This is a genomic window from Pseudonocardia sp. T1-2H (genome assembly GCF_038039215.1).
GTDB lineage: Bacteria > Actinomycetota > Actinomycetes > Mycobacteriales > Pseudonocardiaceae > Pseudonocardia.
Genome location: NZ_JBBPCL010000001.1, coordinates 4,555,415 through 4,581,304 on the forward strand (window position 1 = coordinate 4,555,415; position 25,890 = coordinate 4,581,304).

A 25,890-nucleotide genomic window follows, 5' to 3' on the forward strand; every position below is an offset into this window, starting at 1 on the left:
GGGCGTAATCTGAGCCGATGCCCAACCCCGGTACGTCGTGTCGCCGCTCGGTGAACCCGGTGCGCGTCGACACCCTCGGCACCGTCGACTACGTCACCGCCTGGGACGTCCAGCGCAGCAACGCCGAAGCCCGCCGCGACGGGTCCGGTCCGGACGTCCTGATGCTGCTCGAGCACCCGTCGGTCTACACCGCGGGCAAGCGCACACGGCCGGAGGACCGGCCGACGGACGGCACCCCCGTCGTCGACGTAGATCGCGGCGGTCGCATCACCTGGCACGGCCCCGGTCAGCTCGTCGGCTACCCGATCGTCGCGCTCACCGAGCCGATGGACGTCGTGGACTACGTCCGTCGCCTCGAGGAAGCCCTGATCAGCGTCTGTCACGCCCTCGGTCTGCGGGCTGCCGGGCGGGTCGACGGCCGCACCGGCGTCTGGCTCCCCGGCGACGCCACCCGCCTCGAACGCAAGATCGCCGCGATCGGCGTCCGGATCCAGGGCGGCGTGACGCTGCACGGCTTCTCGCTGAACTGCGACCCGGACCTGACCGCGTTCGGCCGGATCGTCCCCTGCGGCATCACCGATGCGGGCGTGACGTCGCTGTCCGAGGAGCTGGGCCGGGACGTCACGACCGACGACGTCCTCGCCCCCGTCACCGAGGCCGTCCTCGCCGCGATCGAGGGCACCCTGCCGGTGCGCGAGCACGTCGTTCCGAAGTGGACCGACTCCGTCCCGGGCCTGGACCTGCAGCTCCGCTGAAGTCGGTGCGCGGAAACCCCGCCCGGGCGAGGTTTCCGCGCACGACCCGGCCGCCCGCACGGACACGCGTCCGGAGCTCACCCGGCCACCCGGCTGAGCTCCCGCGTCATCCGCTCGCACCCTCTGGTTCGACACCGCGTGCCGCACGCTCGTCAACCGGATCGGTGACGGCGAGGCGGCGGTCCTGCTGACGTCACGAGCCGGTTCCGGCCCTGGCCGACATTTGTGCAGCTCACCCGCGGTCGTGCGCGTGGAACCTCGTTCTATCGAGGTTCCACGCTCACAGGTTCGGGAGGACCTCCGACGCGACGAGCTCGACCTGGTCGATGTCTGCCAGATCCAGGAGCTGCAGGTAGACGCGGGTGGCACGGGTCCGGTCCCGCCAGGCCCCCAGCCTGTCGACGACCTCCGCGGGCGTCCCGGCCAGGCCGTTCTCCCGCAGCTCGTCGACCTCCCGGCCCAGGACCAGCGCCCGCCGCGCGACCTCCGCGTCGTCGCGACCCACGCAGATCACCTGCGCGATCGAGCGGACGAGCTCCTTCGGGTCCCGGCCGATCTCGACACACGCCGCGTCGACCCGGTCGAACTGTGCCGCGGTCGCCTCCATCGGGGAGAACGCCACGTTGAACTCGTCCGCGAACCGGGCCGCGAGGGCGGGCGTCTTCTTCTTGCCGTGCCCGCCGACGATCACGGGCGGCGTGGGCTGCTGCACCGGCTTGGGCAGCGCCGGGGAGTCCGTGACCGTGTAGTGCTTCCCGACGAACGCATACCGATCGCCCGGCAGCGTGCGCCACAGGCCGGTGATCATCTCGAGCTGCTCGGCGAGGATCTCGAACCGCTCCCCCAGCGACGGGAACGGCAGGCCGTAGGCCTCGTGTTCGGCCGCGAACCAGCCGCCGCCCAGGCCGAGCTCGACGCGCCCGCCCGACATCTGGTCCACCTGCGCGACGGCGACGGCGAGCGGGCCGGGGTTCCGGAACGTCGCCGAGGTGACGAGCGTGCCGAGCCTGATCCGGGACGTCTCCCGGGCCAGGCCGGCGAGCGTGATCCAGGCGTCCGTCGGCCCGGGCTCGCCGCTGGCCTCGCCCATCGCGAGGAAGTGGTCCGAGCGGAAGAACGCGTCGTAACCGCTGTCCTCGGCCGCCCGCGCCACCCGGAGGAGATCGTCGTAGTAGGCGCCCTGCTGAGGTTCGGTGAATATCCGGAGGTCCACGCCGTCACGCTAGCCCGGTGACCGCGAGGTGCGCCGGATGATCGCGGCCCGCGAGGACCGGCGGGGCGCCCGCGGTCTCCGCGTTAGCCTGGGTGGCCATGAGCCGTTGGACGAGCGCAGACCTGCCCGATCTCACCGGACGGACGGTGCTGGTCACGGGCGCGACCTCCGGGCTCGGCGCGGCGTCGGTCCGCGCGCTGGCCCGGACCGGCGCGCGGGTGCTGATGACCGCGCGGGACACCGATCGCGGTCGCGCGGTGGCACCCGACGGCGTCGAGGTCGTCGAGCTGGATCTGGCCGATCTGTCGTCGGTCCGCAAGGCGGCGGCAGAGGTCCGCGAGCGCACCGGCGACAGGCTGGACGTGCTGATGAACAACGCGGGCGTGATGGGGACGCCGCGCCTGAGGACGGTCGACGGGTTCGAGCTGCAGATCGGCACGAACCACCTCGGGCACGCGGCGCTGACCTGGCTGCTCATGCCGGCGCTGCGAGCCGCGGGAACGCCCGACCGGCCGTCGCGCGTCGTGGTGCTGTCCAGCCTCGCGCACCGGGGCGGCGGCCTCGACGTCGACGACCTGAACTGGGAGCGCCGCCTGTACCGACCGGACCGGGCCTACAGCGCGTCGAAGCTCGCGGACCTGCTCTTCGCCGCCGAGCTGGACCGGCGGCTGCGGGCCGCGGGCGATCCGGTGATCTCGGTCGCCGCGCATCCCGGGCTCACGAACACCGAGCTGCTCGGCAACTCGCTGCGCAGGCGTGGACGACTCGCCGGGATGCTCGCCGGGCCGTTCAACGCGCTGGCGACCCAGAGCGTCGAACGCGGGGTACTTCCCCAGCTCAACGCCGGGTTCGCCGACGGCGTGCGGGGAGGGGACTACATCGGCCCCGGCGGCCCGGCCGAGGTCCGGGGCTTGCCCGCGCCCGCCCGGCGGAGTGCCGCCGCGCAGGACCCGGGACTCGCGCGATCCCTCTGGGCGGTAACGGCCGATCTCACGTCGGTCCGGCCCGATCCCGCCGCGTAGCCTGTACGGCGTGACGGTCGCACCCGAAGGTCGCAAGATGCTCCGCCTCGAGGTCCGCAACAGCGAGACCCCGATCGAGCGCAAGCCGGCATGGATCCGGACGAAGGCGAAGACCGGCCCGCAGTACACCGAGCTCAAGGGACTGGTCCGCTCCGGCGGGCTGCACACGGTGTGCGAGGAGGCGGGCTGCCCCAACATCTACGAATGCTGGGAGGACCGCGAGGCCACCTTCCTCATCGGCGGCGAGCAGTGCACGCGGCGGTGCGACTTCTGCCAGATCGACACCGGCAAGCCCGCCGACCTGGACCGTGACGAGCCGCGGCGGGTCGCGGAGTCCGTGCAGACCATGGGCCTGCGGTACTCGACGGTCACCGGCGTGGCCCGGGACGACCTGCCGGACGGCGGTGCCTGGCTCTACGCCGAGACGGTCCGCCAGATCCACGCGCTGAACCCGGGCACCGGCGTCGAGCTGCTGATCCCGGACTTCAACTCGATCGACGTGCAGCTCGACGAGGTGTTCGGCTCCCGCCCCGAGGTGCTCGCGCACAACCTGGAGACGGTCCCGCGGATCTTCAAGCGGATCCGACCGGCGTTCCGTTACGAGCGTTCCCTCGACGTGATCACCAAGGCCCGGGCGGCCGGGCTCGTCACCAAGTCGAACCTGATCCTCGGCATGGGCGAGACCCCCGACGAGGTCACCGCCGCATTGGCGGACCTCCACGACGCCGGCTGCGAGATCATCACCATCACGCAGTACCTGCGACCGTCGAAGCGGCACCACCCCGTCGAGCGCTGGGTGAAGCCGGAGGAGTTCGTCGAGCACTCCGACGCGGCCGAGCAGATGGGCTTCGCGGGCGTCATGGCCGGGCCGCTGGTGCGGTCGTCGTACCGGGCCGGGCGGCTGTACGCGCAGACCGTCGCGCACCGCGGCGAGGAGCTCTCGCCGAACCTGGCGCACCTGGCGTCGGAGGGTGCGGCGGCCCAGGAGGCGCGCTCGTTGCTCGCCCGCGGTTAGGCCGTATCCTGGCCCACATGGCCGGCAAGCCCGACAAGGAAACACAGAAGCGCCTGAAGGCGGAGAAGCGCGCGGCCTCCAAGGAGCGCCGCTCGCAGATCTGGCAGGCCTTCCAGATGCAGCGCAAGGACGACAAGGCGCTGCTCCCGCTGATGATCGGCGTGCTGGTGCTCGCCGTCGTCGTGGCGTTCGGCATCGGCCTGATCTTCGACCTCGAATGGATCTTCCTTCCGTTCGGCGTCGTCATCGGCGCGCTGGCGGCGTTCAGCATCTTCGGGCGGCGGGTGCAGTCGTCGGTCTACAAGAAGGCGGACGGGCAGCCGGGCGCCGCGGGCTGGGCGCTGGACAACCTGCGCGGGCAGTGGCGGGTCACCCAGGGCGTCGCGGGCACCACGCACCTCGACGCCGTACACCGGGTGATCGGCCGGCCGGGCATCATCCTGGTCGCCGAAGGCGCCCCGCACCGGGTGAAGAGCCTGATCGCGCAGGAGAAGAAGCGCACCGCGCGGGTCGCCGGCAAGACCCCGATCTACGACATCAGCGTCGGCAACGAAGAGGGCCAGATCCCCCTCAAGACGCTGCAGCGCCACCTGATGAAGCTCCCGCGCAACATCAGCGCGAACGAGATGGACAGCCTCGAGGCGAGGCTCAACTCCCTGGGCTCGCGAGCGGCGGCGATGCCGAAGGGTCCGCTGCCCCCGGGGGCGAAGATGCGAAGCGTCCAGAGGACGGTCCGCCGCCGCTGACCGATCCGCCGGTTGAGTGGCTCAAGCGCCATCCTGCGCTGCCTGAGCCTCTCGAGCGGCGTCGTCTCCACCGGCCCGGTGCAGCCGAGTTGTCCACATGAGGCCCTCTCCGGGCTTTCGAAACGGAGTTGTCCACAGGCCTCGGGACGAGGAGTCACGGCTTCCGACCGGAATGTCCGACGCTGGGCTCATGCGTCTCTCCCGAGCCGACCGTGACCGTCTGCGCGCGCTCTTCCCCGACGGTGTTGCGACCCGGAAGGACCTCCTCGACGTAGGTCTGTCCGCGTCCGCAATCACTCGCGCCTGCCAGGCCGGCGGACCGTGGCGATCCCCGGTCCGCGGCATCGTCGTCCTCTCCGACGGCCAGATCTCCCCTCGGCAACGAGCCCGCGCCGCGCTCCTCCGCTGCGGTGAACCATGCGTGATCACCGGGGTCTCGGCAGCCCGGTTGTACGGGATCCGCGGGCTGCCGCCGGACGACCGGCTGCACCTCCTGGTTCCGAACGAACGCCAGGTCAGCGGCACCACCCTCTTCATCGTCATCCGCACCCGCCGGATGCCCGTCCCGGTCGTGCGGGACGGCCTGCCGCTCGTTCCGGTCGCACGCGCACTCGTCGACGCCGCAGTGCCGTTGCGGGAGGCCGACGCGGTACGGGCGATGTTCGCCGACGCGATCCAGCGCGGCCACTGCACGCCGGCCGACCTCGCGATCGAACTCGCCCAGGTCCAGCGGCCCTACACCGCGCTCGCCCGCAGCGTGCTCGAGGAGGTCACCGACGGCGTCCGGTCGGCGGCCGAGGCGTGGGCCCGCCGGCTCGTCCTCCGCAGCGGGCTGCCCGCGCCGCAGTGGAACGTCGCGGTCCGACGCGCCGACGGCCGGCTCATCGGGGTGGCCGACGCCTGGTGGGACGACGTCGGCCTCGTCTGGGAGATCGACTCCCGGGAATGGCACCTCGACCCCGGGTCGCACGACCGGGACACCCGCCGGCAGTCCGGGTTCGCGGCGGAAGGCATTCCGGTGGTCCACACCAGGCCGTCGCGACTGCGGACGGAACGGGCCGAGGTACTCGACGAGCTGATGCGCGCCCACGCGAACGCGTCCCGCAGCCCACGGCCCCGGGTACGGACGGAACTGTGGCGCCCCGATGTCCGCCGCTTGAGCGGCTCGAGCAGCGTTGCCTGACGCTCGAGCCACTCAAGCACCGGGACGCGGTCGACCCGAGCGGCTCAGCGGGAGCGGATCACGATCGTCCTGGTGGCGCGGTCGTGCCAGCCCCGCCCGTCGTCGTCCCGGATGATCGCGGGCACCACGATCCCCAGCAGCAGCGTCCGCAGCAGCGCCCGCGGCAGCCCCACCAGCGGGGCCATGTCCACCCGGGCGACCCGCATCCCCAGCGCGACCATCCCGGGCGTCATGCCGAAGATCGCCGTGGGCAGGGCCGTGAGGGCGAACCAGATCAGCCAGACGGTCCAGCCGAGGGTCGAGGAGCCGAGCGCGTCGAGGCCCGAGAAGAAGAGGGCGAGGGCATAGGCGATGATCCAGTCGATCGCGACCCCACCGAGCCGGCGGCCGAAACCGACGGTCGCGCCCACGCCTTCCCGGGCAGGCCGAACTTGGCCCCGGGGTGTCCGTCCGCAGCAGGTGTGTCCGGATCGACGGGTGATCCGGGGAGCCAGGACTCGTGCCAGCGGGCCATGGGCTCTAGCCTATGCGGCCTGAGTGACAAGCACCTCTGTACCGGCCCGTTAACGCCTGTGAAACACACAAGTGACCGACGGGCAACAGCACGGTCATAGCGTCGCCACGATCGTGAAGGCCGAACGAAGGAGCCAGTGAGCGTGTTCAGCAACTCCGAAGAGGTACTCAAGTACATCTCGGACGAGAAGGTCGAGTACGTCGACATCAGGTTCTGCGACCTGCCCGGCGTCATGCAGCACCTCACCGTCCCCGCCACGGCGTTCGATCAGGACTTCATCGACGGTGGCATCGCGTTCGACGGGTCGTCCGTCCGCGGCTTCCAGGCCATCAACGAGTCGGACATGGCGCTGTTCCCGGACCCCGCCACGGCCCGCCTGGACCCGTTCCGCAAGCACAAGACGCTCAACATGAACTTCTTCGTGCACGACCCGATCACCGGCGAGCCCTACAGCCGTGACCCGCGGAACGTCGCCCGCAAGGCCGAGGAGTACCTCGCCGCCTCCGGCATCGCGGACACCTGCTACTTCGGTGCCGAGGCCGAGTTCTACATCTTCGACTCGGTTCGGTTCGGGTCGGACCCGCACCAGCAGTACAGCCACATCGACTCCGTCGAGGGCTGGTGGAACACCGGCCGCGAGGAGGTCGGCGGCAACCTGGGCTACAAGGTCCCCTTCAAGGGTGGCTACTTCCCGGTCCCGCCGGTCGACCACTACGCGGACCTGCGTGACGACATGGCCACGAACCTGATCAACAGCGGGTTCGAGCTGGAGCGCGGCCACCACGAGGTGGGCACCGCCGGCCAGGCCGAGATCAACTACAAGTTCAACACGCTGCTGCACTCCGCAGACGACGTGATGCTCTTCAAGTACATCATCAAGAACACCGCCTGGCACGCCGGCAAGACCGTCACCTTCATGCCGAAGCCCCTCTTCGGTGACAACGGCTCGGGCATGCACGCCCACCAGTCGCTGTGGAAGGACGGCGTGCCGCTGTTCCACGACGAGGCCGGCTACGGCGGCCTCTCGGACCTGGCGCGCTACTACATCGGCGGCATCCTGCACCACGCGCCGTCGCTGCTGGCGTTCACCAACCCGACGGTGAACTCCTACCACCGCCTGGTCCCCGGCTTCGAGGCCCCGGTCAACCTGGTCTACTCGGCCCGGAACCGCTCCGCCTGCATCCGGATCCCGCTGACGGGCAACAACCCGAAGGCCAAGCGCCTCGAGTTCCGCTGCCCGGACTCGTCCGGCAACCCGTACCTGGCGTTCGCCGCGATGATGATGGCCGGCCTGGACGGGATCAAGAACAAGACGGAGCCCGCGGCCCCGATCGACAAGGACCTCTACGAGCTCCGCCGGAGGAGCTCAAGGACATCGCGCAGGTCCCGGCCAGCCTCGACGCGGTCATCGACCGGCTCGAGGAGGACCACGACTACCTGCTCGACGGCGGCGTGTTCACCCCGGACCTCATCGAGACCTGGATCGCCCACAAGCGGGAGAACGAGATCGACCCGCTGCGTCTTCGCCCGCACCCCTACGAGTTCGCCCTGTACTACGACGTCTGATCGTGGGCGTCGGCGTACTTCGACGTCCGATCGGCGTAGAGCGATCCGACCTGCTGTGAGCGGTCGGACCGCGCGATCGGACGGTCTCGCCCGGTGACGGCCCGGCATCCCTCTCGGGGGATGCCGGGCCGTTGCCCTTTCGCGGCTCCCCGAGGCAGCCCTTTCCCGGCTTCGACCGGCAGGATGGACCCATGGCCGACATCGCGATCCCGGTCCTGCGCCTCACCGAAGCCCGCACCCCGGACGGCGGGTTCGCCCCGGCGTTCCTGGACGAGCTGCGGCGAGCGCTGCACGAGGTCGGGTTCCTGCAGCTCACGGACTTCGGCGCCGACGCCGGCCAGGTCGACGAGCTCGCGGACGTCACCCGCCGCTTCTTCGCCCTTCCGCTCGCCGATCGCCTGGCGCTGGACAACCGGGCATCGCCGCACTTCCGCGGGTACACCCGGCTGGGCCACGAGATCACCGCCGGCCGCCCGGACGCCCGCGAGCAGCTGGACTTCGCCCCGGAGCAGGCACCGCTCCCCCGCGACGAGTGGGACGCGACGTACCGCCTGCTGGAGGGCCCCAACCAGTGGCCCGACGCGTCGTTGCCGGAGCTACGGGAGAAGGTCCTGGCCTGGGCGGAGCTGCTGTCGGGCGTCGGCACCGAGCTGACCCGGGCGCTCGCCGCGGCCCTCGGCCTGCCCGAGACCCACTTCGACGCCGTGTTCGCCGCCGCCCCGCACTGGTTCGGCAAGCTGATCCGCTACGTCGGCGTCGAGGACGAGGACCTGCAGGCCCAGGGCGTCGGGCCGCACGCGGACTGGGGTTTCCTCACGCTGCTCCTGCAGGACTCGACCGGCGGGCTGCAGGCGCGGCCGTCGCGCTCCGGCGAGTGGGTCGACGTGCCGCCGCTCGACGGGGCGCTCGTCGTCAACGTCGGGGAGATGCTGGAGGTCGCCACCCACGGCTACCTGGTGGCGACGGTCCACCGGGTGCTGCCGTGCAGGCCGGGGACGACGCGGCAGTCGATCGGCTTCTTCTGGTCGCCGCGCCTGGACGCGACCCTGGACCCGGTCCCGCTGACCCGAGAGCTCGCGGCGCACGCCCCCGGCGTCACCGAGACCGAGCACAACGCGATGCTCCCCCGCTTCGGGGACAACGCGCTCAAGGGCTGGCTTCGCTCACATCCCGAGGTGGCGGCGCGTCATCACGCGGACCTGCTGGGCTGATCGGTCGAGTCGAGCGGGGTGCCGCGGGACGGCCACGGGTCAGGGCGACGCCCGTCAGGATCAGCACGCCGCCGAACAGCTGGACCGCGCCGGGCACCTCGCCGAGCAACAACCAGGACCCGAGCGCGGACGCCACCACCTCCAGCAGCGCCACGAGCGAGCCGCGGGCCGCGCCGATCCGGGAGATCGCGGCGATCCCGGTGAGGTAGGCGACGACCGTCGAGACCAGGACGAGCAGGGTGGCGGCGAGCGGCCAGCCGAGGTCCGCACCGGCCAGGACGACCGGGGCCGCAGCCGGGTCGACGACCAGCGGCAACAGCCCCACGGTGCCGAGCACCGCGACGACGACGGTCCCGACCGTCATCCCGACACCGGCCAGTACCAGCGGCGGCGTCGACGAGCCCGCACGGTCCGCGAGCAGGAAGTACGACGCCTGGCAGACGGCCGCGACGAGCCCCCAGGCGACGCCGACCGGGTCCAGCCCGCCGCCCGTCCAGATCTCGACGACGAACGACAGCCCGACGAGCGCGATCACCCCGCCGGCCAACGTCCGCGTCCCGGGCGGCTGCCGCCGGACCACCCACACCCAGGCGACGACCAGGACCGGGCCGAGGTACTCCAGCAGCAGCGCGATGCTGACCGGCATGTAGCGGACGGCGTTGAAGAACGCGACCTGCACCCCGGCCATGGCCAGCACGCCGTAGAGCAGCAATGCGGGCGCGTCCGCCCGCAGCGCCGCGAGGACGCCGGGCCGCAGCACCGCCAGCACGATCAGCAGCACGAACGCCGAGCCGCCGACCCGGACCAGGACCGCCCCGGCCGAGGACCAGCCTGCGTCGATCAGGGCCTTGGCGAGCGGGCCGGACGTGCCGAACGAGACCGCCGAGACGACGGCCAGGACGAGCCCCGCCGACGACGAGGCGCGGACCGCTGTGCTCAGTCCTCGGCTCCGGTGACGGGGACCAGACCGGCCGCCTCGATCCCCGCGACGGCCGCGGCCTCGTCGTTCAGCGACAGGTCCCCGGTGACGCCGACGGCGCCGAGCAGCGTGCCCTCGGCGTCGCGGACGAAGACGCCGCCCGGCACGGAGAGGATCTTGCCGCCGGCGAGGGTGGCGACGGAGGTGAAGAACTCCGGGGAGTCCGCGGCGCGCGCGGCGATCGCCCGGTTGGTCATGCCGAGGGCCAGGACGCCGTTCGCCTTGGCGACGGCGAGATCGGGTCGCATGTAGCCGGACCCGTCCTGCCGCGCGAGGGCGACGATCGCGCCGCCCGGGTCGAGGACGGCGACGGTCAGCGGCTTGAACCCCTGTTCCGCGCCGTGCGACAACGCTGCCGCGACGACGGTCTGGGCCTGCTCCAACGAGATGCTCACGGCCGCGAGCCTCTCACGCCGGGCCCTCCGACGCGATCAGTGGGAGGCGGCCACCGAGGGGCGCGGGACACCGTGACCGCCTCAGCGGCGGCCGGGCTGCGGGACCCCGACGGACAGCTCCACCGACACCGGACGGTGCCCGCCGACCCGCACCGACCGGACGCCGGGCTGCTCGGCGTGCGCGGTGACCGTGTAGTCCCCCGGCGCGATCCCGGTGAAGCGGAACGTGCCGTCCTGGCCGGTCCGGGCGGTGCCGACGACGGTGCCGTGCCCGTCCAGCAGCGTGGTGACGATGTCCGGCGCCGGGTGCGGACCGGCGTGCACGACGCCGTCGACGGTCCCGCCCTGCTGGGCCGTCCCGGCGGGGCGGATGTCGTGACGCTGCGGCAGACCGCCGATCCGCACGCGCTCCGCGACCGGGTTGCCCGCCTCGCCGTAACCGACGACGAGGTGCTCGCCCGGCCCCGGGACGGTGATCCGGTAGCCGCCGTCCGGGCCGGACACGGTGGAGGCGACCTGGTTGCCGGCCCCGTCGAACACGACGACCGAGGCACCCGGCACGGGCTGTCCGGTGCCGCCGAGGACGCTCCCGACGAGGCCGGGCCGGGTCGGGGAAGCTCGGCCGGCGCCTGGCCCGGTGCGAGCCGGCTCGGTGCGACCTGGCCCGGTGCGACCTGGCCCGGTGCGGGCTCGCTCGATGCGGGCTGAGCGGCCCGGCCCCAGCCCGCTGCGGCCTGAGGCCGAGGTCCCGTGGCCCGCTCGCGTGCCGCGGCGTGGCGGGGCGTGCGGTCGTTCCCGTTCCCTGCGGCCCCCACGCCCACGGCGGCCGCCGCCGGAGCGGTCCACCCTGCCGTGGTGGCGTCGGTCGGCGTTCCGGCCGCGGACGGCGTCAGGTTGTCGGGCTCGTCCTCGGCAGCGAGCGGCGCCTCCGGATCCCGCCTCCCCAGGCGCGCCCGCAGCCGCTCCACCAGCGTGTAGAGCACCGGGACGAGCACGAGCGTCAGCAGGGTCGAGCTGATCAGACCGCCGATCACGACGATCGCGAGCGGCTGGGAGATGAACACCCCGCCGCCGGTGAGCCCGAGGGACATCGGCAGCAGCGCGAAGATCGTCGCGACCGCCGTCATCAGGATGGGCCGCAGGCGTTGAGCGGACCCCTCCAGGACCGCCTCCCGCAGTCCGCGCCCATCCCGGCGGAACTGGTTGACCAGGTCGATCAGCACGATCGCGTTCGTCACCACGATGCCGACCAGCATCAGCATGCCGATCAGCGCCGGCACCCCCAGCGGCGTGCCCGTGGCCAGGAGCAGCACGATCGCGCCGGTCGCCGCGAACGGGATCGAGACGAGCAGGATCAGCGGCTGCACGAGGCTGCGGAAGGTCAGCACCATCACCAGGTAGACGACCGCGATCGCGACGAGCAGCGCGATCCCGAGCTGGGCGAACGCGTCGTCCTGCTGGGTGCTGACGCCCCCGATCTCCGCCGTCGCCCCGGCCGGGAGGGTGAGCCCGTCCAGCGTGGTGCGCAGGGTGGCGGTGGCGGCGCCGACGTCGTCCCCGGTGGGTCGCGCGGTGATCTGCGCGCTCCGGGCGCCGTCCGTGTGCCCGATGCTCGGGGCGGTGCTGCTCTCGGTGACCGTGGCGACGTCGGCGAGGGTGCCGCGGCCGAGCGGCAGCGCGCTCAGGGCCGCGACGTCCGCGGGTGCGTCCCCGGTGCGGACGACGACGTTCCGGGTGACCCCGTCGACGCTCAGCGTGCCGACCGGGCTGCCGCGCAGCGCGGCCGCCACGAGCTGCCCGACCTGGGCCTCGGTGAGCCCGGCGGCGGCCGCCTTCGCGCGGTCCACGCTCACCTCGACGGTGGGCTGGGCAGCGGCGAGGTCGTTGCGGACGTCCGTGACCCCCGCGATCCCGGCGACCGCTTGCTGCACCTGGTCCGCGGCCTGCGCGAGGACCCGGGGGTCGTCCGCGCGGACCGCGACCGAGAGGTTGTTGCTGCCGAAGCCGCCCTGGCCGCCGGACACGGTGAGCTGCCCGACCTGGTCCTCCCCACCGAGCGCGGCGAACCGGGTGCGCAGGTCGTCCTGGACGGCGGTGGCGTCCGCGCCGTCCCGCAGGGTGATCGAGAACCGGGTGGCGCTGAGCGAGCGGCCGGGCGGGCCGAACGTGCCGCCGCCGGCCCCGACGGTCACCTGGTAGCTCGCCACGTCCTCGTCCCCGGTCAGGACCGTCTCGACACGCTTCGCCGCGGCGTCCGCCTTCGGCAGCGCCGTGCCGGGCGGCATCTCCTGGCTGACCGAGACGGTGTCCCCGCCCGCGTCGCCGATGAAGTTCGTGGTGAGCTGCGGGGCGAGGGCGAGCGTGCCGCCGAGGATCAGCACGGAGACGACCACCGAGATCACCGGATGCCCGATCGAGCCGCGGAGGACCGGCAGGTAGCCGCGCTGCAGCCACGTGCGCTTCTCGTGTTCCTCGGCCGCGGGGACGGGGGCGCCCTTCTTCTGCTTCCGCCGCAGCACGGCGGACGCGAGCACCGGCACCACGGTCAGCGAGACGACCAGCGACGCGAGCAGCGCCGCCGCGACCGTCACCGCGAAGGGCCGGAAGAGCTCCCCGACCTGGCCGCCGACCAGGCCGATCGGGGCGAAGACCGCCACCGTGGTGACCGTGGACGCGGTGATCGCGCCGGCGACCTCCCGGACGGCACGGATCACCGTGCGCGCGACGGCGGCCTTCGGCAGGCCGGGTCTCAGGTGCCGCGAGATGTTCTCGATGACGACGATCGAGTCGTCCACCACGCGGCCGATGGCCACGGTGAGCGCGCCGAGGGTGAGGATGTTGAGCGTCTCGCCCGTCAGGTCCAGCACGATCATCGCGATCAGCACGGACAGCGGGATGGACACCGCCGTCACCAGCGTCGCGCGCACGGACAGCAGGAACAGCAGGATCACAATGATGGCGAACGCGAGCCCGAGCAGGCCCTCGGTGGTGAGGTCCTCGACGGACTGCTCGATGAACGGCGCCTGGTCGAACACCACCGTGACCTGCGCGTTCTGCGCCGCTCCGCCGAGGGTGTCTGCGATGCGGGGCAGCAGGGCCTGCACGTCGTGGGAGACGGCGACGGTGTTGGCGTCCTCGGCCTTGACGACGCCGACGCCGACGCTGGGCACGCCGTTGGTGCGGGTGTAGCCGGTGGCGGGCGCGGGCGCTTCGGTGACCGTGGCGACGTCACCGAGCCGGACCGGGCCGCCGGGCGAGCTCAGGTAGAGGTCCGCGAGCGCCTCGACCGAGGTGATCGGGGTGCCGACCTCGACGGTCAGCGGGTTCGTGTCCGGGGAGAGCTGGCCTGCGGGCACACGCACGCCGTTGGCCTGCAGCAACGTGGAGATCCCCTGCATGGAGACGCCCCGGGCGGCCGCCTCGGCGGGGTCGAGCGTGAGGGTGACCTGGGACGTCGTGATCCCGGTGAGCGTCACGTCCGAGACCCCGTCGACGCCGGCCAGCAGTGGCTGCACGTCCGTCCGGAGGATGTCCGCCACGCGCTCCTGCGGGAGGTTCGACGACACCGCGAGCTGGACGACCGGGATGTTCCCGATCCCGCCGGTGACGACCCGCGGGGTGACCCCGGTGGGCAGCGCCAGCCCCTGCACGGCGCGCTGGAGCTGGGAGGTCAGGTCGTCGGTGTTCGTGCCGTACTCGAGGTTCAGCGTGACCACCGACGAGCCGTTCGTGCTGGTCGACGTGGTGCCGGTGACCCCGGTGATCCGCCCGACCGCCTGCTCGATCGGCGTGGTGACCTGCTCCTCGACCGCCTCCGGCGAGGCGCCCTGGTACGTGGTGGCGACGGTGGCCACCGGCACGTCCAGCGACGGGAAGAGCTCCTGGCGCAACGAGGTGGTGCTGAGCACGCCGAACACGACGAGCAGGACGGTGGCCAGCCCGACGACGGCGCGGTTGCGCAGGCTGAGCCGGGCGAGCCAGGTCATGTGGCGGGCCTTCCGGAACGGGAACGGGAGCCCGATTCAACAGTGCTCGTCCGAGTCTTCCGCGATCACCGCTGAGAATCTCCTGAGCCCTCCCGCCCGGAAGGCGGCGAGAAGGGCACGGTGTGACACACACCATGCCCGAGGCCCGTCAGGCGGCGCGGGTCAGTGCGATGAGCGGGATCGTGCGGATGCCCTCGGTCTTCCTCGCGTAGTCGCCGAAGCCCGGGTTGAGGCCGACGATCTTGTCCCACTGCGCGTCCCGCTCGTCGCCGGTGATCTCCTCGGCGTGCGCGGTGAAGGTGTCCACCCCGGAGTCCGTGGCGAGCTCGACGGTGACGTCCGGCGTGGTCTTGAGGTTGTGGTACCAGGCCGGGTGCGACGGCGCGCCCGCCGCGGAGGCGACGATGACGTAGTGGTCCGGCTCGGGGAAGTAGATGAGCGGGGTCACGCGCTCGGCGCCGGACTTGGCGCCGACGTGGTGCAGCAGGATCATCGGCGCGCCCTCGAAGGGCGGGCCGACCTTGCCGTCGTTCTCGCGGAACTCGCGGATGACGCGGGCGTTGAAGTCCTCGGGCATGGATGTCCTCCGTGGTGGTCGAGGGCCCCGTTCAGAACAGCAGGACCCAGGCGGCGGTGACCGTCGCCGCCGTCCCGACGAACCAGAACAGCGCCGCCCACATTCCCCCCGGGATCCCCGTCAGACCCGCCAGCTGGTCCGCGTCCGAACTGCCCCTGCGGCCGTGCCGACGGGTGCGGCGTCGGGAGCGCTGCAGCTCCCGGACCGCCCGGACACCCCCGAACAGCAGGAACCAGCAGAGCGCGGCGGCGAACCCGGCGCGGACGTCCGGCGGCGCCCAGACCGCGGCGAGTCCCAGGACTCCCCCGGTGACCAGCACGGCGAGCGCGCCGAACGCGTTGCGGATCTGGATCAGGGTCGCGACGAGCAGCGCGAGTGCGACCCACAGCAGAGCCCGGGTGTTGCCGGTGGCGACGAGCGCGGCGCCGCCGAGCCCGAGCAGCGGCGGCGCGACGTAGCCCGCGAGGAACATCAGGACGACACCCGGGCCGCGTCCCGCGCCCGTCGAATGGGTGACCCCGGAGGTGTCCGCGTGCAGCCGGATCCCGGTGAGCCCGCGCCCGACCAGGACCGCGACCAGCGCGTGCCCGCCCTCGTGTGCGATCGTCACGACGGTGCGGGTCATCCGCCAGCTCAGCGGCACCAGCACGACTGCCAGCGCGATCGCCGCGGCCGCCAGCTCCGCCGGGCGCGCGGACAGCTGGTCGAACGCGCCCGTGAACGCGTCCGACAGGTTTTCGATCAGCGGTGGCACGTCGTCCAGTGTGCCCAATCCCGGTTCCCACGGTCTGCGGGGCTCGACCTCACAGGAGTCCTTCCGGCTACCGCCGGTACGACGCGGCCGCCGTGGCCCGGCTCGATCTCCTCAATGGCAACTGCTGCGTCTGCAACTGCTGAGCGCGCGTTTCCCCAGTTCACCCGGGGTCGTGCGCGCGGAGCCTCGTTCTAGCGAGGCTCCGCGCGCACAGGGGTCACCAGCCGTAGAAGACCCGTTCGACGACGCTGCGGGCGCGCCGGGTGGCCCGGCGGTAGTCGTCGAGGAAGACGCCCGGGTCCCCGTCCGCGGGGTAGCCCAGGGACGCGGCGATCGCGGCGAGCTCCCGGCCCGACCGGGGCAGCTGGTCCCCCGGCTTCCCGCGGACGAGCATGATCGCGTTCCGCGCCCGGGTCGCCATCTCCCAGCCCGCCCGGAGCTCCGCGGCGTCGTCCTTGCTGATCAGGCCGGCCTCGGCGGCCTCCCGCAGCCCCTCGAGCGTGGAGGTCGTGCGCAGCTCCGGGACATCTCCCGCGTGCTGCAGCTGAAGGAGCTGCACGGTCCACTCGACGTCCGCGAGGCCGCCGTACCCGAGCTTGGTGTGGGTGCCGCGGTCCGCGCCGCGGGGCAGCCGCTCGGCGTCGACCCGGGACTTGATCCGGCGGATCTCCAGCACGGACTTCTCGGCGAGCCCGTCGGCGGGGTACCGGATCGGGTCGACGAGCTCGATGAACCGCCGGCCCAGGTCCGCGTCCCCGGCGACCGGGTCGGCGCGCAGCAGCGCCTGCGCCTCCCAGAGCTCGCTCCAGCGCGCGTAGTACTCGCGGTACGACGCCAGGGTCCGCACCAGCGGCCCCGACCGGCCCTCGGGCCGGAGGTTCGCGTCGACGACCAGCGCGGGGTCCGGGCTCGGCGAGCCGAGGCCGCGGCGCACGGTCTCCACGACGGTCGTCGCGAACTTCACCGCGTCCCGGTCCGCCTCCTGCGGGTCGGCCTCCGGATCGGCGGGGTCCGCCTCGCACACGAACAGGACGTCCGCGTCGGAGCCGTACGCCAGCTCCGCCCCGCCGAGCCGGCCCATCCCGATCACCGCGATCCGCGCCGGGACGTGACCGCCCGCCGCGACGGACTTGATCGCACTGTCCAGCGTCGCCTGCAGCACGGCGACCCAGACCGAGCTGAGCGCCGCGCACACCTGCTCGACCGACAGCAGCCCGAGCAGGTCCGCACACGCCACGCGCAGCATCTCGTGCCGGCGCAGCGAGCGCGCGCTGGCGACCGCCGCGGTGAAGTCGGGCTGGCGGGCGACGGTCGCGCGCAGGGAGGCGGCGACCTCCGCCGGGTCCCGCTGCAACTCGTCCGCCTGCCCGGCGTTCGGGCTGGCGAGCATCCGCAGCACCTCGGGCGCCCGGGTCAGCAGGTCCGGGACCAGCGCCGACGTCCCGAGGAGCTGCATCAGCCGCTGCGCCACCGCGCCCTCGTCGCGCAGCAGCCGCAGGTACCAGGGCGTGCTGGCGAGCGCCTCGGAGACGCGGCGGTAGGCCAGCAGCCCGCGGTCGGGGTCCGGGCTGACGGCCAGCTCGTCGAGGAGCACCGGGAGCAGTGTCTGCTGGATCGACGCGGCCCGCGAGACCCCGCTCGTCAGCGCCCTCAGGTGCCCGAGCGCGCCCTCCGGGGAGGCCCAGCCGAGTGCCCCCAGCCGCGCGACCGCGGCCTTCTCGGACAGCCGGACGGCGGACGCGGGCAGCCGGGAGACGGCCGCGAGCAGCGGCCGGTAGAACAGCTTCTCGTGCAGCCTGCGGACCCGGCGCGCGTTGCGCGTCCACTCCGCCACCAGCACGCCGACCACGTCGTGCCGCCCGTCCGGGCGCAGCCGCGCGGCGCGGGCGAGCCAGCGGAGCCCGTCCGTGTCGTCGGGGGCGGGCAGGAGGTGGGTGCGGCGCATGCGCTGCAGCTGCAGCCGGTGCTCGAGCAGCCGCAGGAAGCGGTAGGAGGCGGCGAGGTTGGCGCCGTCGTCCCGCCCGACGTAGCCGCCGTTCGCGAGCGCCGCGAGGGCGTCCAGCGTCGACGGCGACCGCAACGTCTCGTCCGTTCGGCCGTGCACCAGCTGCAGCAGCTGGACGGCGAACTCGACGTCCCGCAACCCGCCCCGGCCGAGCTTCAGCTCGCGTTCCGCGAGGTCCGGCCGCACGTGCTCCTCGACCCGGCGGCGCATCGCCTGCACGTCCACCACGAAGTCCGCGCGGTCTGCTGAGCTCCACACCATCGGCGCCACGGCCTCGACGTACTGCCGGCCGAGGTCCGGGTCCCCGGCGATCGGCCGCGCCTTGAGCAGGGCCTGGAACTCCCAGGTCTTGGCCCACCGCTTGTAGTAGCTCACGTGCCCGTCCAACGTGCGGACCAGCGCGCCCTGCCGGCCCTCGGGGCGCAGGTTGGCGTCGACCTCGAAGCAGGCCTCCCCCGCGATCCGCATGACCCGGCTCGCGATCTTCGTCGCGCTCTGCAGGTCGCCGTCGCCGACGAAGATCACGTCGACGTCGCTGACGTAGTTCAGCTCCTGGCCGCCGCACTTGCCCATGCCGATGACCGCCAACCGGACGTCGTCGTCGGGCTGGGTCTCCTCCACTGCGACGGCGAGCGCGGCGCGCATCGCGGCCGAGGCCAGGTCCGCGAGCTGCGAGGCGACCTCGTCGACCTCCATGACCGGCAGGGACGGCTCGCCGACCGCGGCCAGGTCCGCGCCGGCGAGGCCGAGCAGCTCGTCGCGGTAGGCCGTCCGCAGGGCGGCGACGGCGGCGGCCCCGGTGAGCTGGGCCCGCGCCCCGCCCGGGGAACCGGCGGGCGGGAGCGCCGGATCGGCGCCGACGGCACGCAGCAGGTTCGCGGTGCGCCGTTCGAGGTCCGGGGGCGGGTCCTGGCGGGTGGGGCCGTCGGCGAGCAGGGACCAGCGGTCCGGGTTGGCGATCAGGTGGTCCCCGAGCGCGGTCGACGCTCCGAGCAGCCCGAACAGCCGCCCGCGCAGGCCGACGTCCGCGCGGAGCTCCCGGTCGATCGCCTTCCAGTCCGGGGCCGCCTTCGCGAGCCGCTCGACCTGGCGCAGGGCCAGGTCCGGGTCGGGGCTGCGGGCCAGGGCCCACATGACGTCCGCCGCGCCGGTGACCGGCCGGTCCGTCGCCCACCAGCCGAGATCCTGCACCGTGGCTTCGGCCCACGGTTCGGTGAGTCCGAGCCGGGCCAGGGACGTTCCGGTGCGTTCCGCCACGATGTCGAAGATACTGCCGGATGACGGGGCGTTACGGAGCGTTCGGGTAGGTGTCGGGTTCGAGGAGCGGGAACCGCAGCCAGCTCAGCTGCGCGGACAGCGCCCGGTAGGCCGCGAGGCGGGCGTCGTCGGTGCCCGCCTCCTCGGCCTCGGCGATCGGCGCCCAGAGCCGGTGCACCATCGCGGGCCCGAGCTCGAGCAGGCCGCCGGAACCGGTCGTCGCGAAGCGCGCCAGGACGTAGCGGACGAGCGCACCGATCGGGATGCCGGTGTGCGCGCTGAGCCCGCGCAGCGTCTCGAGGGGGTCCAGGCGGGTGTAGTCCGCGACCTCGGCCTTGAAGTTGGCGTCCGGGTCGTCGTCGGGCCAGGGGCCGGTCCAGCGTTCGAGGGTGACCGTGAGTTCCTCCACGTGCCCGAGACTAGAGAGCGGACCGCTCGGCGAACCGGGCCTCGGCGGGCAGCCGCCGAGCCACCGGTTCGCGTCGATCAGTGCAGTTTCACCGCCGGTGTCCGGTAGGTCCGTATCCTGGGCGACGTGGACGGTGACCTGCCCGGGAGGGACATCCTCTTCCAGCTCCTGCTGAGCCCGACCGCGCTCGCGGTCCTCGGGGGTGTGCTGCTGGTGTTCGCGCTGGTCCTGGCGTTCGTGCTGCGCCGGGTCTGGCGGCGCGCGCGGTCCTTCGCGGACGCACAGTCCCACCGCCTCGACCGGGCCCGCACCGAGTTCGCGGCCCTGCGCCTGCCCGAGGGCCCGCAGCGCCGGGCCGTCGACCTGCGGCGTCGGCTCGGCGCCGCCGTCGCCGCGACGGAACGCCAGTTCGCCCGGGCCGAGGAACACACGCTCGTCTCCGCGACCGTCCAGGACCAGTACCTGGAGCTCCGGCGGCTCGCCGCGGGCCTGGACACGTACCTGCGGAGTCTGCAGGACGACCCGGACCCCGCCCGCGTCGAGGCCGCCCTGCCGGAGGCCGCGGCGTGGACCGGTCAGCTCTGCGACGTCGCGGCGGAGCTGCGTGCGGCCGTCCGGGAGACGACGGCGGGGACGACGGACGCGGACGTGCGCACCCTCGGGACGTCGACGATCGACGGGGTCGCCGCCCTGCGGGCAGGGATGGACTTCCTCCGCGACCCGCGCTGACCCACTCGTGCGTGGAGGTCGGCGCCAGGGCGCCGACCTCCACGCACAGGGTCACAGCACCGGGAGGTACGTCGAGAAGCTCGTAGGGCGTGACGTTGCGGCGGTAGGCGTCCCACTCCGCGCGCTTGTTGCGCAGGAAGAAGTCGAAGACGTGCTCGCCGAGGATCTCGGCGACGAGCTCCGAGTGCTCCATCGCCGACAGCGCCTCGGTGAGGTTCTGCGGCAGCGCCTCGTAGCCCAGCGCGCGCCGCTCGGTCTCGGTGAGCGACCAGACGTCGTCCTCGGTGGCGACGGGCAGCTCGTAGCCCTTCTGCACGCCGGTGAGGCCGGCGCCCAGGATCACCGCGAACGCGAGGTAGGGGTTGCAGGCGCTGTCCAGCGTCCGCACCTCCACCCGCCGCGTCGACGACTTCCCGGGCGAGTACATCGGCACCCGCACCAGCGCGGACCGGTTCGCGTGCCCCCAGGAGACGGCCGTCGGGGCCTCGCCCCCGGTGATCAGCCGCTTGTAGGAGTTCACCCACTGGTTCGTGACCGCGCTCATCTCGCGCGCGTGCCGCAGCACGCCGGCGACGAAGGCCTTGCCGGTCTCGGACAGCTCGTAGGGGTCGGTCGGGTCGTGGAAGGCGTTGCGGTCGCCCTCGAAGAGGGAGAAGTGCGTGTGCATGGCCGAGCCCGCGTGCTCGGTGAACGGCTTCGGCATGAAGGAGGCCTTCACGCCCTGGGTGAGCGCGACCTCCTTCACGACGTAGCGGAAGGTCATGATGTTGTCCGCCATGGTGAGCGCGTCCGCGTAGCGCAGGTCGATCTCCTGCTGGCCGGGGCCGCCCTCGTGGTGGCTGAACTCCACCGAGATGCCCATCGACTCCAGCGTCTCGATCGCGTTGCGCCGGAAGTGCGGGGCGACGTCGTGGCTCGCCTGGTCGAAGTAGCCGCCGGAGTCCGCGGGGACGGGCGGGGTGCCGTCCGCGGGCAGGTCCCGCAGCAGGTAGAACTCGATCTCCGGGTGGACGTAGCAGGTGAAGCCCGCCTCGCCGGCCTTGCTCAGCGCGCGGCGCAGGACGTGCCGCGGGTCCGCCCAGGACGGCGATCCGTCCGGCATGGCGATGTCGCAGAACATGCGCGCCGAGTAGTGCTCACCGCTGGCGGTCTCCCAGGGGAGCACCTGGAACGTCGACGGATCGGGGCGCGCGACCATGTCCGACTCGTAGACGCGCGCGAAGCCCTCGATGGCGGAGCCGTCGAAGCCGATGCCCTCGGCGAACGCCCCCTCGAGCTCCGCGGGGGCAACCGCCACCGACTTGAGGTAGCCGAGCACGTCGGTGAACCACAGCCGAACGAATCGGATGTCGCGTTCCTCGAGCGTGCGCAGCACGAATTCCTGCTGGCGGTCCATGGACAGGGAGCCTAGGAACGCCGTGTTACATCAATGTTTCGTCGCTGCTCGACGTGCACGAACCACTCACCCGGCCGGTGATCCGCGCATCCCGCGTCCATCAGGCCGCGACCGTGCACGTCGCCGGCTGCTGCTTCGTGGCCGGATCCACCAGGTAGGCGGTCAGCTTGTCGTCGATGCACTTCGTGCCCTGCAGACCCGCGGTGTGCTGGGTGCCGTTCACCGTGATCAGGGTGCTGCCGAGGTCCTTCGCGACGTCGACGCCCGCCTGGTACGGCGTCGCCGGGTCACCGGTGACGGACACGACCATCGTCTGCGGGATGCCCGGCGCGTGCGGCGTGTGCGGCGTCGACGTCGGAGGGACCGGCCAGAACGCGCACGTCTCCCGGGCCTCGACGGGGCCCTTGCCGGTGGCGCGGTACGGGGCGGCCGCGTAGACGCCGTCGGTGAGCTGCTTGACCCGGGCCGGGTCGCTCACCCCGCCGCTGTCCACGCAGCTGATCGCGGTGAAGGCCTCGATCGAGTTCGAGTACTTGCCGTCCGCGCCGCGCGAGTAGTAGATGTCCGCGAGCGTCATCAGCAGGGCGCCGTCGTTCGTGGCCATGCCGGAGATCCCCTGGGCGAGCGCGGGCCACAGCTGGCGCACGTACAACGCCTGTGTCACGCCGAGGACGGCGTCGTTGAAGCCGAGCGGCCGCGCCGGGTCGCCGGACGGGATCGGCGTGGTGATGAGCCGCTGGGCCAGCGCGTTGAACGTCTGCGTGGTGCGGGCCGGGTCCGTGCCGAGCGGGCAGTTGGCCTGGGTCGTGCACCACTTCGCGAACGCGTCGAACGCCTGCTGGAAACCTGCCGCCTGCTTGATCGAGGACTCGACGTAGTCCTGCCGCGGGTCCACGACGCCGTCGAGCACCAGCGCGCGCACGTTCTGCGGGAAGGCCTCCGCGTAGGCCGAGGCGATCTGGGTGCCGTAGGAGTAGCCGTAGAAGCTGAGCTTCTCGTCACCCAGGGCGGTCCGCAGGACGTCGAGGTCCTTGACGACGTCCCGGGTGCCCACGTTGGCGAGCACCTGGTTCCCCATCCGCGCGGAGCAGCGGTCCGCCTGGGACTTCGCGTCCGCCTCGGCGGCCGCGACCCCGGCGGGCGACGGATCCGCGAAGACCTTGATCCGCTCCTCGTCCTGCTCCTTGTCGGTGAGGCAGTCGAGCTGCGGAGTGCTGGCGCTCACGCCGCGCGGGTCGAACCCGACCAGGTCGAAGCGCTGCGCGAGCGTCCCCGTGCCGACCTGCTTGCTGACCGCCGGCAGGTACTCGGTGCCCGAGCCGCCCGGCCCGCCCGGGTTGAACAGCAGCGAACCGATCTTGGGCCCGGTGGTGGCCTTCTGCCGGATGACCGCGAGCTTCGCGGTGTCCCCGTCCGGCTTCGCGTAGTCGAGCGGGACCTCGAGGTACGCGCAGTCGTACTTCGGATCCGCGAACGGCTGTGCGCTGTCCTGGGTCTTCGAGAAGGGGCTGCACGAACCCCAGGACAGCTGCTGGCCGTAGTAGCGGGCCAGGTCCGGGGTCGGCGCATCGGAGGCGGCGACCTCGTTGACCGGGGTGCTCCGGGTGGTGGTGGCGGAGGAGCCGCACGCGGCGGCGAGCACCGCCGCGACCGCTCCGAGCGAGACCGCGAAGATCCAGGGCGACGAGCGACGGCGAGACAACACCCCGTCAGCATGCCAGCGTGCGCGCGGAGCGCACTCCGGGCGCGCCGGATCGTGACCCGGCGGCTTCCGGCCGAAGGGTCACCCGCCGCTGTGAAGTACGTCGCCGACGCTGGGATCGCGCCGCCGCGGGTGTCAGGCTTCCAGCGCCAGCTCCGCGAGGAGCCCGCACTACCCGCAACGACCCGGGGACCCGCCGAGCGGGCCTCGAGGCAGGGAAGGACGGACGATGACGTCTGCGAACGACAAGGCTGCCCCCGTGGAGGAAGCCCCCTACCGGACGGCCGCGCGGCCCAAGCGCGTCCGGATCCACCATCTGCTGGAGATGAAGCAGCGCGGCGAGCGCTGGCCGATGCTCACCGCCTACGACCGCTACTCCGCGGAGATCTTCGACGAGGCCGGGATCCCGGTCCTGCTCGTCGGGGACTCGGCCGGGAACAACGTGTTCGGCTACGACAACACCCTCCCGGTGACCGTCGACGAGCTGATGTCGCTGGTCCGGGCCGTGGCCTGGAACGCGAAGAGCGCCCTCGTCGTTGCGGACCTGCCGTTCGGCAGCTACCAGATCTCCCCCGGCCAGGCCCTGGAGACCGGGTTCCGGTTCCTGAAGGAGGGCGGCGCGCACGCCGTCAAGCTCGAGGGCGGGGCGCGGTTCGTCCCGCAGGTCGAGGCCCTGACCGGCTCCGGGATCCCGGTCATGGCGCACCTCGGCTTCACCCCGCAGAGCGAGCATGCGCTCGGCGGGTTCCGGATCCAGGGCCGGGGCGAGGCCGGGGACCGGCTCGTCGAGGACGCCCTGGCGCTGCAGGAGGCGGGCGCGTTCGCGGTCGTCCTGGAGATGGTGCCGGCGGACGTCGCGAAGCGGGTCACCGCCGAGCTGCACATCCCGACGGTCGGCATCGGCGCCGGCCCGGACTGCGACGCGCAGGTGCTGGTCTGGTCGGACATGGCCGGGATGAACCGGGGCCGCAAGCCGCGGTTCGTGAAGCCCTACGCGGACGTCGGCGGGATCCTCCTCGACGCCGCCCGCCGCTTCGGCGCCGAGGTGCGGGGCGGCGAGTACCCGGACTCGGACCACTCGTACTCCTGAGCCGCGCCAGACCCCGACTCGCGCGGCTCCACGGCCCGACTCGCGCGGCTCCACGGCGCGACTCGCGGGGCTCCCGTCCCGAACTCCGCGAGTCGCGATCTGGGACCGCGCGAGTCGCGATCTGGGACCGCGCGAGTCGGGGGCTCGGGCCGTGCGGGTCGGGGGCTCGACGGGGCTCAGGTGAGGTGGGCCCGCAGGCGCACTCCCGGGTCCCCGGACTCGTAGCGCGCGAGCATCTCCGTCGCCGGGCACTCCCGGGCCGCCCACCGCTCCCGCAGCCCGACGAGCCGGTCCAGGTCCTCCGGCCGCTCCGCGAGCGCCCGCTCCGCGGCGTCGATCAGCTCGCCGGTGCGCACGTGCACCTCCGGGTCCCGGAGCCCGGCGATCGCGACCTGCCGGTGCACTGCCGCGTCCGGGGTGATCCGGCGGCCGAGCAGCGTGTCGTCGAGGAGCAGGCCGGTGAGCAGGCTGAGCAGCTCGCCGTAGAGCGCGGGGTCGGCGCACGCGTCGAAGGCCTTGAACTCGATGCGGCCGATCTCCGCGGGCAGCCGCGCGACCTGCGTCAACGACGGGTCCGACGCGATCTGTCCCTCGGCACCGGCGAGGAACGCCATCGCGGCGGGCCGGGCGCCGGTACGGATCGCCGTCCGCGCGGAGAGCCCTCCCCACGGTCGCCCGTCCCGGAAAGGCGAGGAGAACGACAGCGGCACGAGGAACGGGCTGTAGAACGTGAGCTTCGCGGCGGCGTCGACCAGCCCGGCCGCGTCCATGTCCGGGAAGGAGAGGTTCAGGTCCGGCCCGTGGGTCACCATGTGCAGGTGCGCCGTGCGCTCCTCCGGCGAGCCGGTCCGGTGCACACGTTCCCACTCGTTGAGCTCCGGGACGATCGGGTAGGCCGAGCGGACGGGGTTGAAGCCGATCGCGAACGGCACCAGCCCGCGGGCCAGCGCCTCGTCCTCCAGGGCGGCGACGTCCCGCTCGAGCGCGGCCACCGCGTCGTCGATCGAGGTGTGGATACGGGTCCGCACCTCGATGCCCTTGGGGTCGCACCGGAGCAGCCGGCCCCCCTCGTCGAAGCGCTCGAACCCCTCGACGTACCAGCGCTTGAGCTTGATCCCCTGGTCCCCGACGCGCAGGCCCGGATAGTCCGCCGGGTCCTCGGGCAACGCGTCGACGATGTCCTGCAGCTCGGTGAACGTGGTGTTCGTGAAGTCCGCGAACACCCCGTCGTCGCGCAGGAAGGCGAGCTCGTGCTCGATGCCGAACCGCACGCCGTCGGGATCTCCCGCCACGGCTCCTCCGCTCGGTGTAGTGCTGGATCACTCGGAACTGGGCTCGCCGCCGACGCCACCGGAGCGGGACGGCGGCGTCGCCGGAGAAAGGCTA

At 72.8% G+C, this 25,890-nt stretch carries 19 protein-coding genes and 2 pseudogenes; 9 read left to right on the forward strand and 12 right to left on the reverse strand.

Features of this window, described 5'->3' with window-relative positions; translation table 11 throughout:
• Window positions 1-17: 17 nt before the first annotated feature.
• Complete coding sequence (lipB, locus tag WBK50_RS22485; protein WP_341337499.1) at window positions 18-755, forward strand: lipoyl(octanoyl) transferase LipB; 738 nt, start codon at window positions 18-20, stop codon at window positions 753-755.
• A 280-nt stretch (window positions 756-1,035) separates the two neighbouring features.
• Here the strand turns inward: lipB and WBK50_RS22490 are convergent, their stop codons facing one another.
• On the reverse strand, window positions 1,036-1,968 hold the full coding sequence (locus WBK50_RS22490; protein WP_341337500.1) for an LLM class F420-dependent oxidoreductase: 933 nt from the start codon (window positions 1,966-1,968) through the stop codon (window positions 1,036-1,038).
• 98 nt (window positions 1,969-2,066) lie between these two features.
• Here WBK50_RS22490 and WBK50_RS22495 point away from each other — a divergent pair, with 98 nt between their 5' ends.
• From WBK50_RS22495 to WBK50_RS22510, 4 genes are all read left to right on the forward strand, one after another.
• Complete coding sequence (locus WBK50_RS22495) at window positions 2,067-2,990, forward strand: oxidoreductase (protein WP_341337501.1); 924 nt, start codon at window positions 2,067-2,069, stop codon at window positions 2,988-2,990.
• Window positions 2,991-3,000: 10 nt separating this feature from the next.
• Window positions 3,001-4,005, forward strand: a complete 1,005-nt coding sequence (gene lipA / locus WBK50_RS22500) for a lipoyl synthase (protein ID WP_341337502.1) — start codon at window positions 3,001-3,003, stop codon at window positions 4,003-4,005.
• A gap of 17 nt (window positions 4,006-4,022) precedes the next feature.
• Window positions 4,023-4,751, forward strand: a complete 729-nt coding sequence (locus WBK50_RS22505; protein WP_341337503.1) for a DUF4191 domain-containing protein — start codon at window positions 4,023-4,025, stop codon at window positions 4,749-4,751.
• A gap of 421 nt (window positions 4,752-5,172) precedes the next feature.
• Window positions 5,173-5,934: a hypothetical protein gene (locus tag WBK50_RS22510; protein WP_341337504.1), complete on the forward strand. Its 762-nt coding sequence runs from the start codon at window positions 5,173-5,175 to the stop codon at window positions 5,932-5,934.
• A gap of 44 nt (window positions 5,935-5,978) precedes the next feature.
• Here WBK50_RS22510 and WBK50_RS22515 read toward each other — a convergent pair whose 3' ends face one another.
• On the reverse strand, window positions 5,979-6,344 hold the full coding sequence (locus WBK50_RS22515) for an RDD family protein (RefSeq protein WP_341337505.1): 366 nt from the start codon (window positions 6,342-6,344) through the stop codon (window positions 5,979-5,981).
• A gap of 246 nt (window positions 6,345-6,590) precedes the next feature.
• On the opposite strand from WBK50_RS22515, the pseudogene glnA (WBK50_RS22520) reads away from it, so the two are divergent.
• A pseudogene (gene glnA, locus WBK50_RS22520) lies at window positions 6,591-8,014 on the forward strand (type I glutamate--ammonia ligase).
• A gap of 191 nt (window positions 8,015-8,205) precedes the next feature.
• The gene (locus WBK50_RS22525; protein ID WP_341337506.1) at window positions 8,206-9,225 is read left to right on the forward strand and encodes an isopenicillin N synthase family dioxygenase; all 1,020 of its coding nucleotides are present in this window, start codon (window positions 8,206-8,208) and stop codon (window positions 9,223-9,225) included.
• On the opposite strand, the gene WBK50_RS22530 is transcribed toward WBK50_RS22525, so the two are convergent.
• The 7 genes from WBK50_RS22530 to WBK50_RS22560 all read right to left on the reverse strand — a co-directional run bounded on the left by WBK50_RS22530 (window position 9,161) and on the right by WBK50_RS22560 (window position 19,587).
• On the reverse strand, window positions 9,161-10,165 hold the full coding sequence (locus WBK50_RS22530) for an EamA family transporter (RefSeq protein ID WP_341339480.1): 1,005 nt from the start codon (window positions 10,163-10,165) through the stop codon (window positions 9,161-9,163). The two genes, WBK50_RS22525 and WBK50_RS22530, sit on opposite strands and share 65 nt — an antisense overlap.
• On the reverse strand, window positions 10,162-10,599 hold the full coding sequence (locus WBK50_RS22535) for a GlcG/HbpS family heme-binding protein (protein ID WP_341337507.1): 438 nt from the start codon (window positions 10,597-10,599) through the stop codon (window positions 10,162-10,164). The genes WBK50_RS22530 and WBK50_RS22535 overlap by 4 nt, the downstream gene beginning before the upstream one ends.
• Window positions 10,596-14,585, reverse strand: coding sequence for an efflux RND transporter permease subunit (locus WBK50_RS22540; protein ID WP_341337508.1), 3,990 nt, complete (start codon window positions 14,583-14,585; stop codon window positions 10,596-10,598). The genes WBK50_RS22535 and WBK50_RS22540 overlap by 4 nt, the downstream gene beginning before the upstream one ends.
• A gap of 148 nt (window positions 14,586-14,733) precedes the next feature.
• Window positions 14,734-15,162 carry a nitroreductase/quinone reductase family protein gene (locus WBK50_RS22545; RefSeq protein WP_341337509.1) on the reverse strand — a complete coding sequence of 143 codons (429 nt, stop codon included), beginning with the start codon at window positions 15,160-15,162 and terminating at the stop codon, window positions 14,734-14,736.
• A 31-nt stretch (window positions 15,163-15,193) separates the two neighbouring features.
• Window positions 15,194-15,916 (reverse strand): M50 family metallopeptidase, encoded by a 723-nt coding sequence (locus WBK50_RS22550; protein WP_341337510.1) that lies wholly within the window; start codon window positions 15,914-15,916, stop codon window positions 15,194-15,196.
• A gap of 217 nt (window positions 15,917-16,133) precedes the next feature.
• Entirely contained in the window at window positions 16,134-19,178 is a 3,045-nt protein-coding gene (locus tag WBK50_RS22555; RefSeq protein WP_341337511.1) for a bifunctional [glutamine synthetase] adenylyltransferase/[glutamine synthetase]-adenylyl-L-tyrosine phosphorylase, read from the reverse strand.
• A 31-nt stretch (window positions 19,179-19,209) separates the two neighbouring features.
• Window positions 19,210-19,587 (reverse strand): DUF6027 family protein, encoded by a 378-nt coding sequence (locus WBK50_RS22560; protein WP_341337512.1) that lies wholly within the window; start codon window positions 19,585-19,587, stop codon window positions 19,210-19,212.
• 126 nt (window positions 19,588-19,713) lie between these two features.
• Here WBK50_RS22560 and WBK50_RS22565 point away from each other — a divergent pair, with 126 nt between their 5' ends.
• Window positions 19,714-20,316 carry a hypothetical protein gene (locus tag WBK50_RS22565; RefSeq protein ID WP_341337513.1) on the forward strand — a complete coding sequence of 201 codons (603 nt, stop codon included), beginning with the start codon at window positions 19,714-19,716 and terminating at the stop codon, window positions 20,314-20,316.
• A gap of 51 nt (window positions 20,317-20,367) precedes the next feature.
• Here the strand turns inward: WBK50_RS22565 and glnA (WBK50_RS22570) are convergent.
• Window positions 20,368-21,712: pseudogene (glnA, locus tag WBK50_RS22570) on the reverse strand (type I glutamate--ammonia ligase).
• A gap of 100 nt (window positions 21,713-21,812) precedes the next feature.
• Entirely contained in the window at window positions 21,813-23,417 is a 1,605-nt protein-coding gene (locus tag WBK50_RS22575) for an alpha/beta hydrolase (protein ID WP_341337514.1), read from the reverse strand.
• 226 nt (window positions 23,418-23,643) lie between these two features.
• Between WBK50_RS22575 and panB the strand changes: the two genes are divergently transcribed.
• Complete coding sequence (gene panB / locus WBK50_RS22580) at window positions 23,644-24,504, forward strand: 3-methyl-2-oxobutanoate hydroxymethyltransferase (protein ID WP_341337515.1); 861 nt, start codon at window positions 23,644-23,646, stop codon at window positions 24,502-24,504.
• A 176-nt stretch (window positions 24,505-24,680) separates the two neighbouring features.
• Here the strand turns inward: panB and WBK50_RS22585 are convergent, their stop codons facing one another.
• Window positions 24,681-25,796 (reverse strand): glutamate-cysteine ligase family protein, encoded by a 1,116-nt coding sequence (locus tag WBK50_RS22585; protein ID WP_341337516.1) that lies wholly within the window; start codon window positions 25,794-25,796, stop codon window positions 24,681-24,683.
• Window positions 25,797-25,890 lie beyond the last annotated feature (94 nt).

What these genes read in the sequence shown, in the direction of transcription:
- lipB (WP_341337499.1), top strand. Translation starts at nt 18, where the DNA reads ATGCCCAACCCCGGTACGTCGTGTCGCCGCTCGGTGAACCCGGTGCGC.
- WBK50_RS22495 (WP_341337501.1), top strand. Translation starts at nt 2,067, where the DNA reads ATGAGCCGTTGGACGAGCGCAGACCTGCCCGATCTCACCGGACGGACG.
- WBK50_RS22505 (WP_341337503.1), top strand. Translation starts at nt 4,023, where the DNA reads ATGGCCGGCAAGCCCGACAAGGAAACACAGAAGCGCCTGAAGGCGGAG.
- WBK50_RS22525 (WP_341337506.1), top strand. Translation starts at nt 8,206, where the DNA reads ATGGCCGACATCGCGATCCCGGTCCTGCGCCTCACCGAAGCCCGCACC.
- WBK50_RS22540 (WP_341337508.1), bottom strand. Translation starts at nt 14,585, where the DNA reads ATGACCTGGCTCGCCCGGCTCAGCCTGCGCAACCGCGCCGTCGTCGGG.
- WBK50_RS22545 (WP_341337509.1), bottom strand. Translation starts at nt 15,162, where the DNA reads ATGCCCGAGGACTTCAACGCCCGCGTCATCCGCGAGTTCCGCGAGAAC.
- panB (WP_341337515.1), top strand. Translation starts at nt 23,644, where the DNA reads ATGACGTCTGCGAACGACAAGGCTGCCCCCGTGGAGGAAGCCCCCTAC.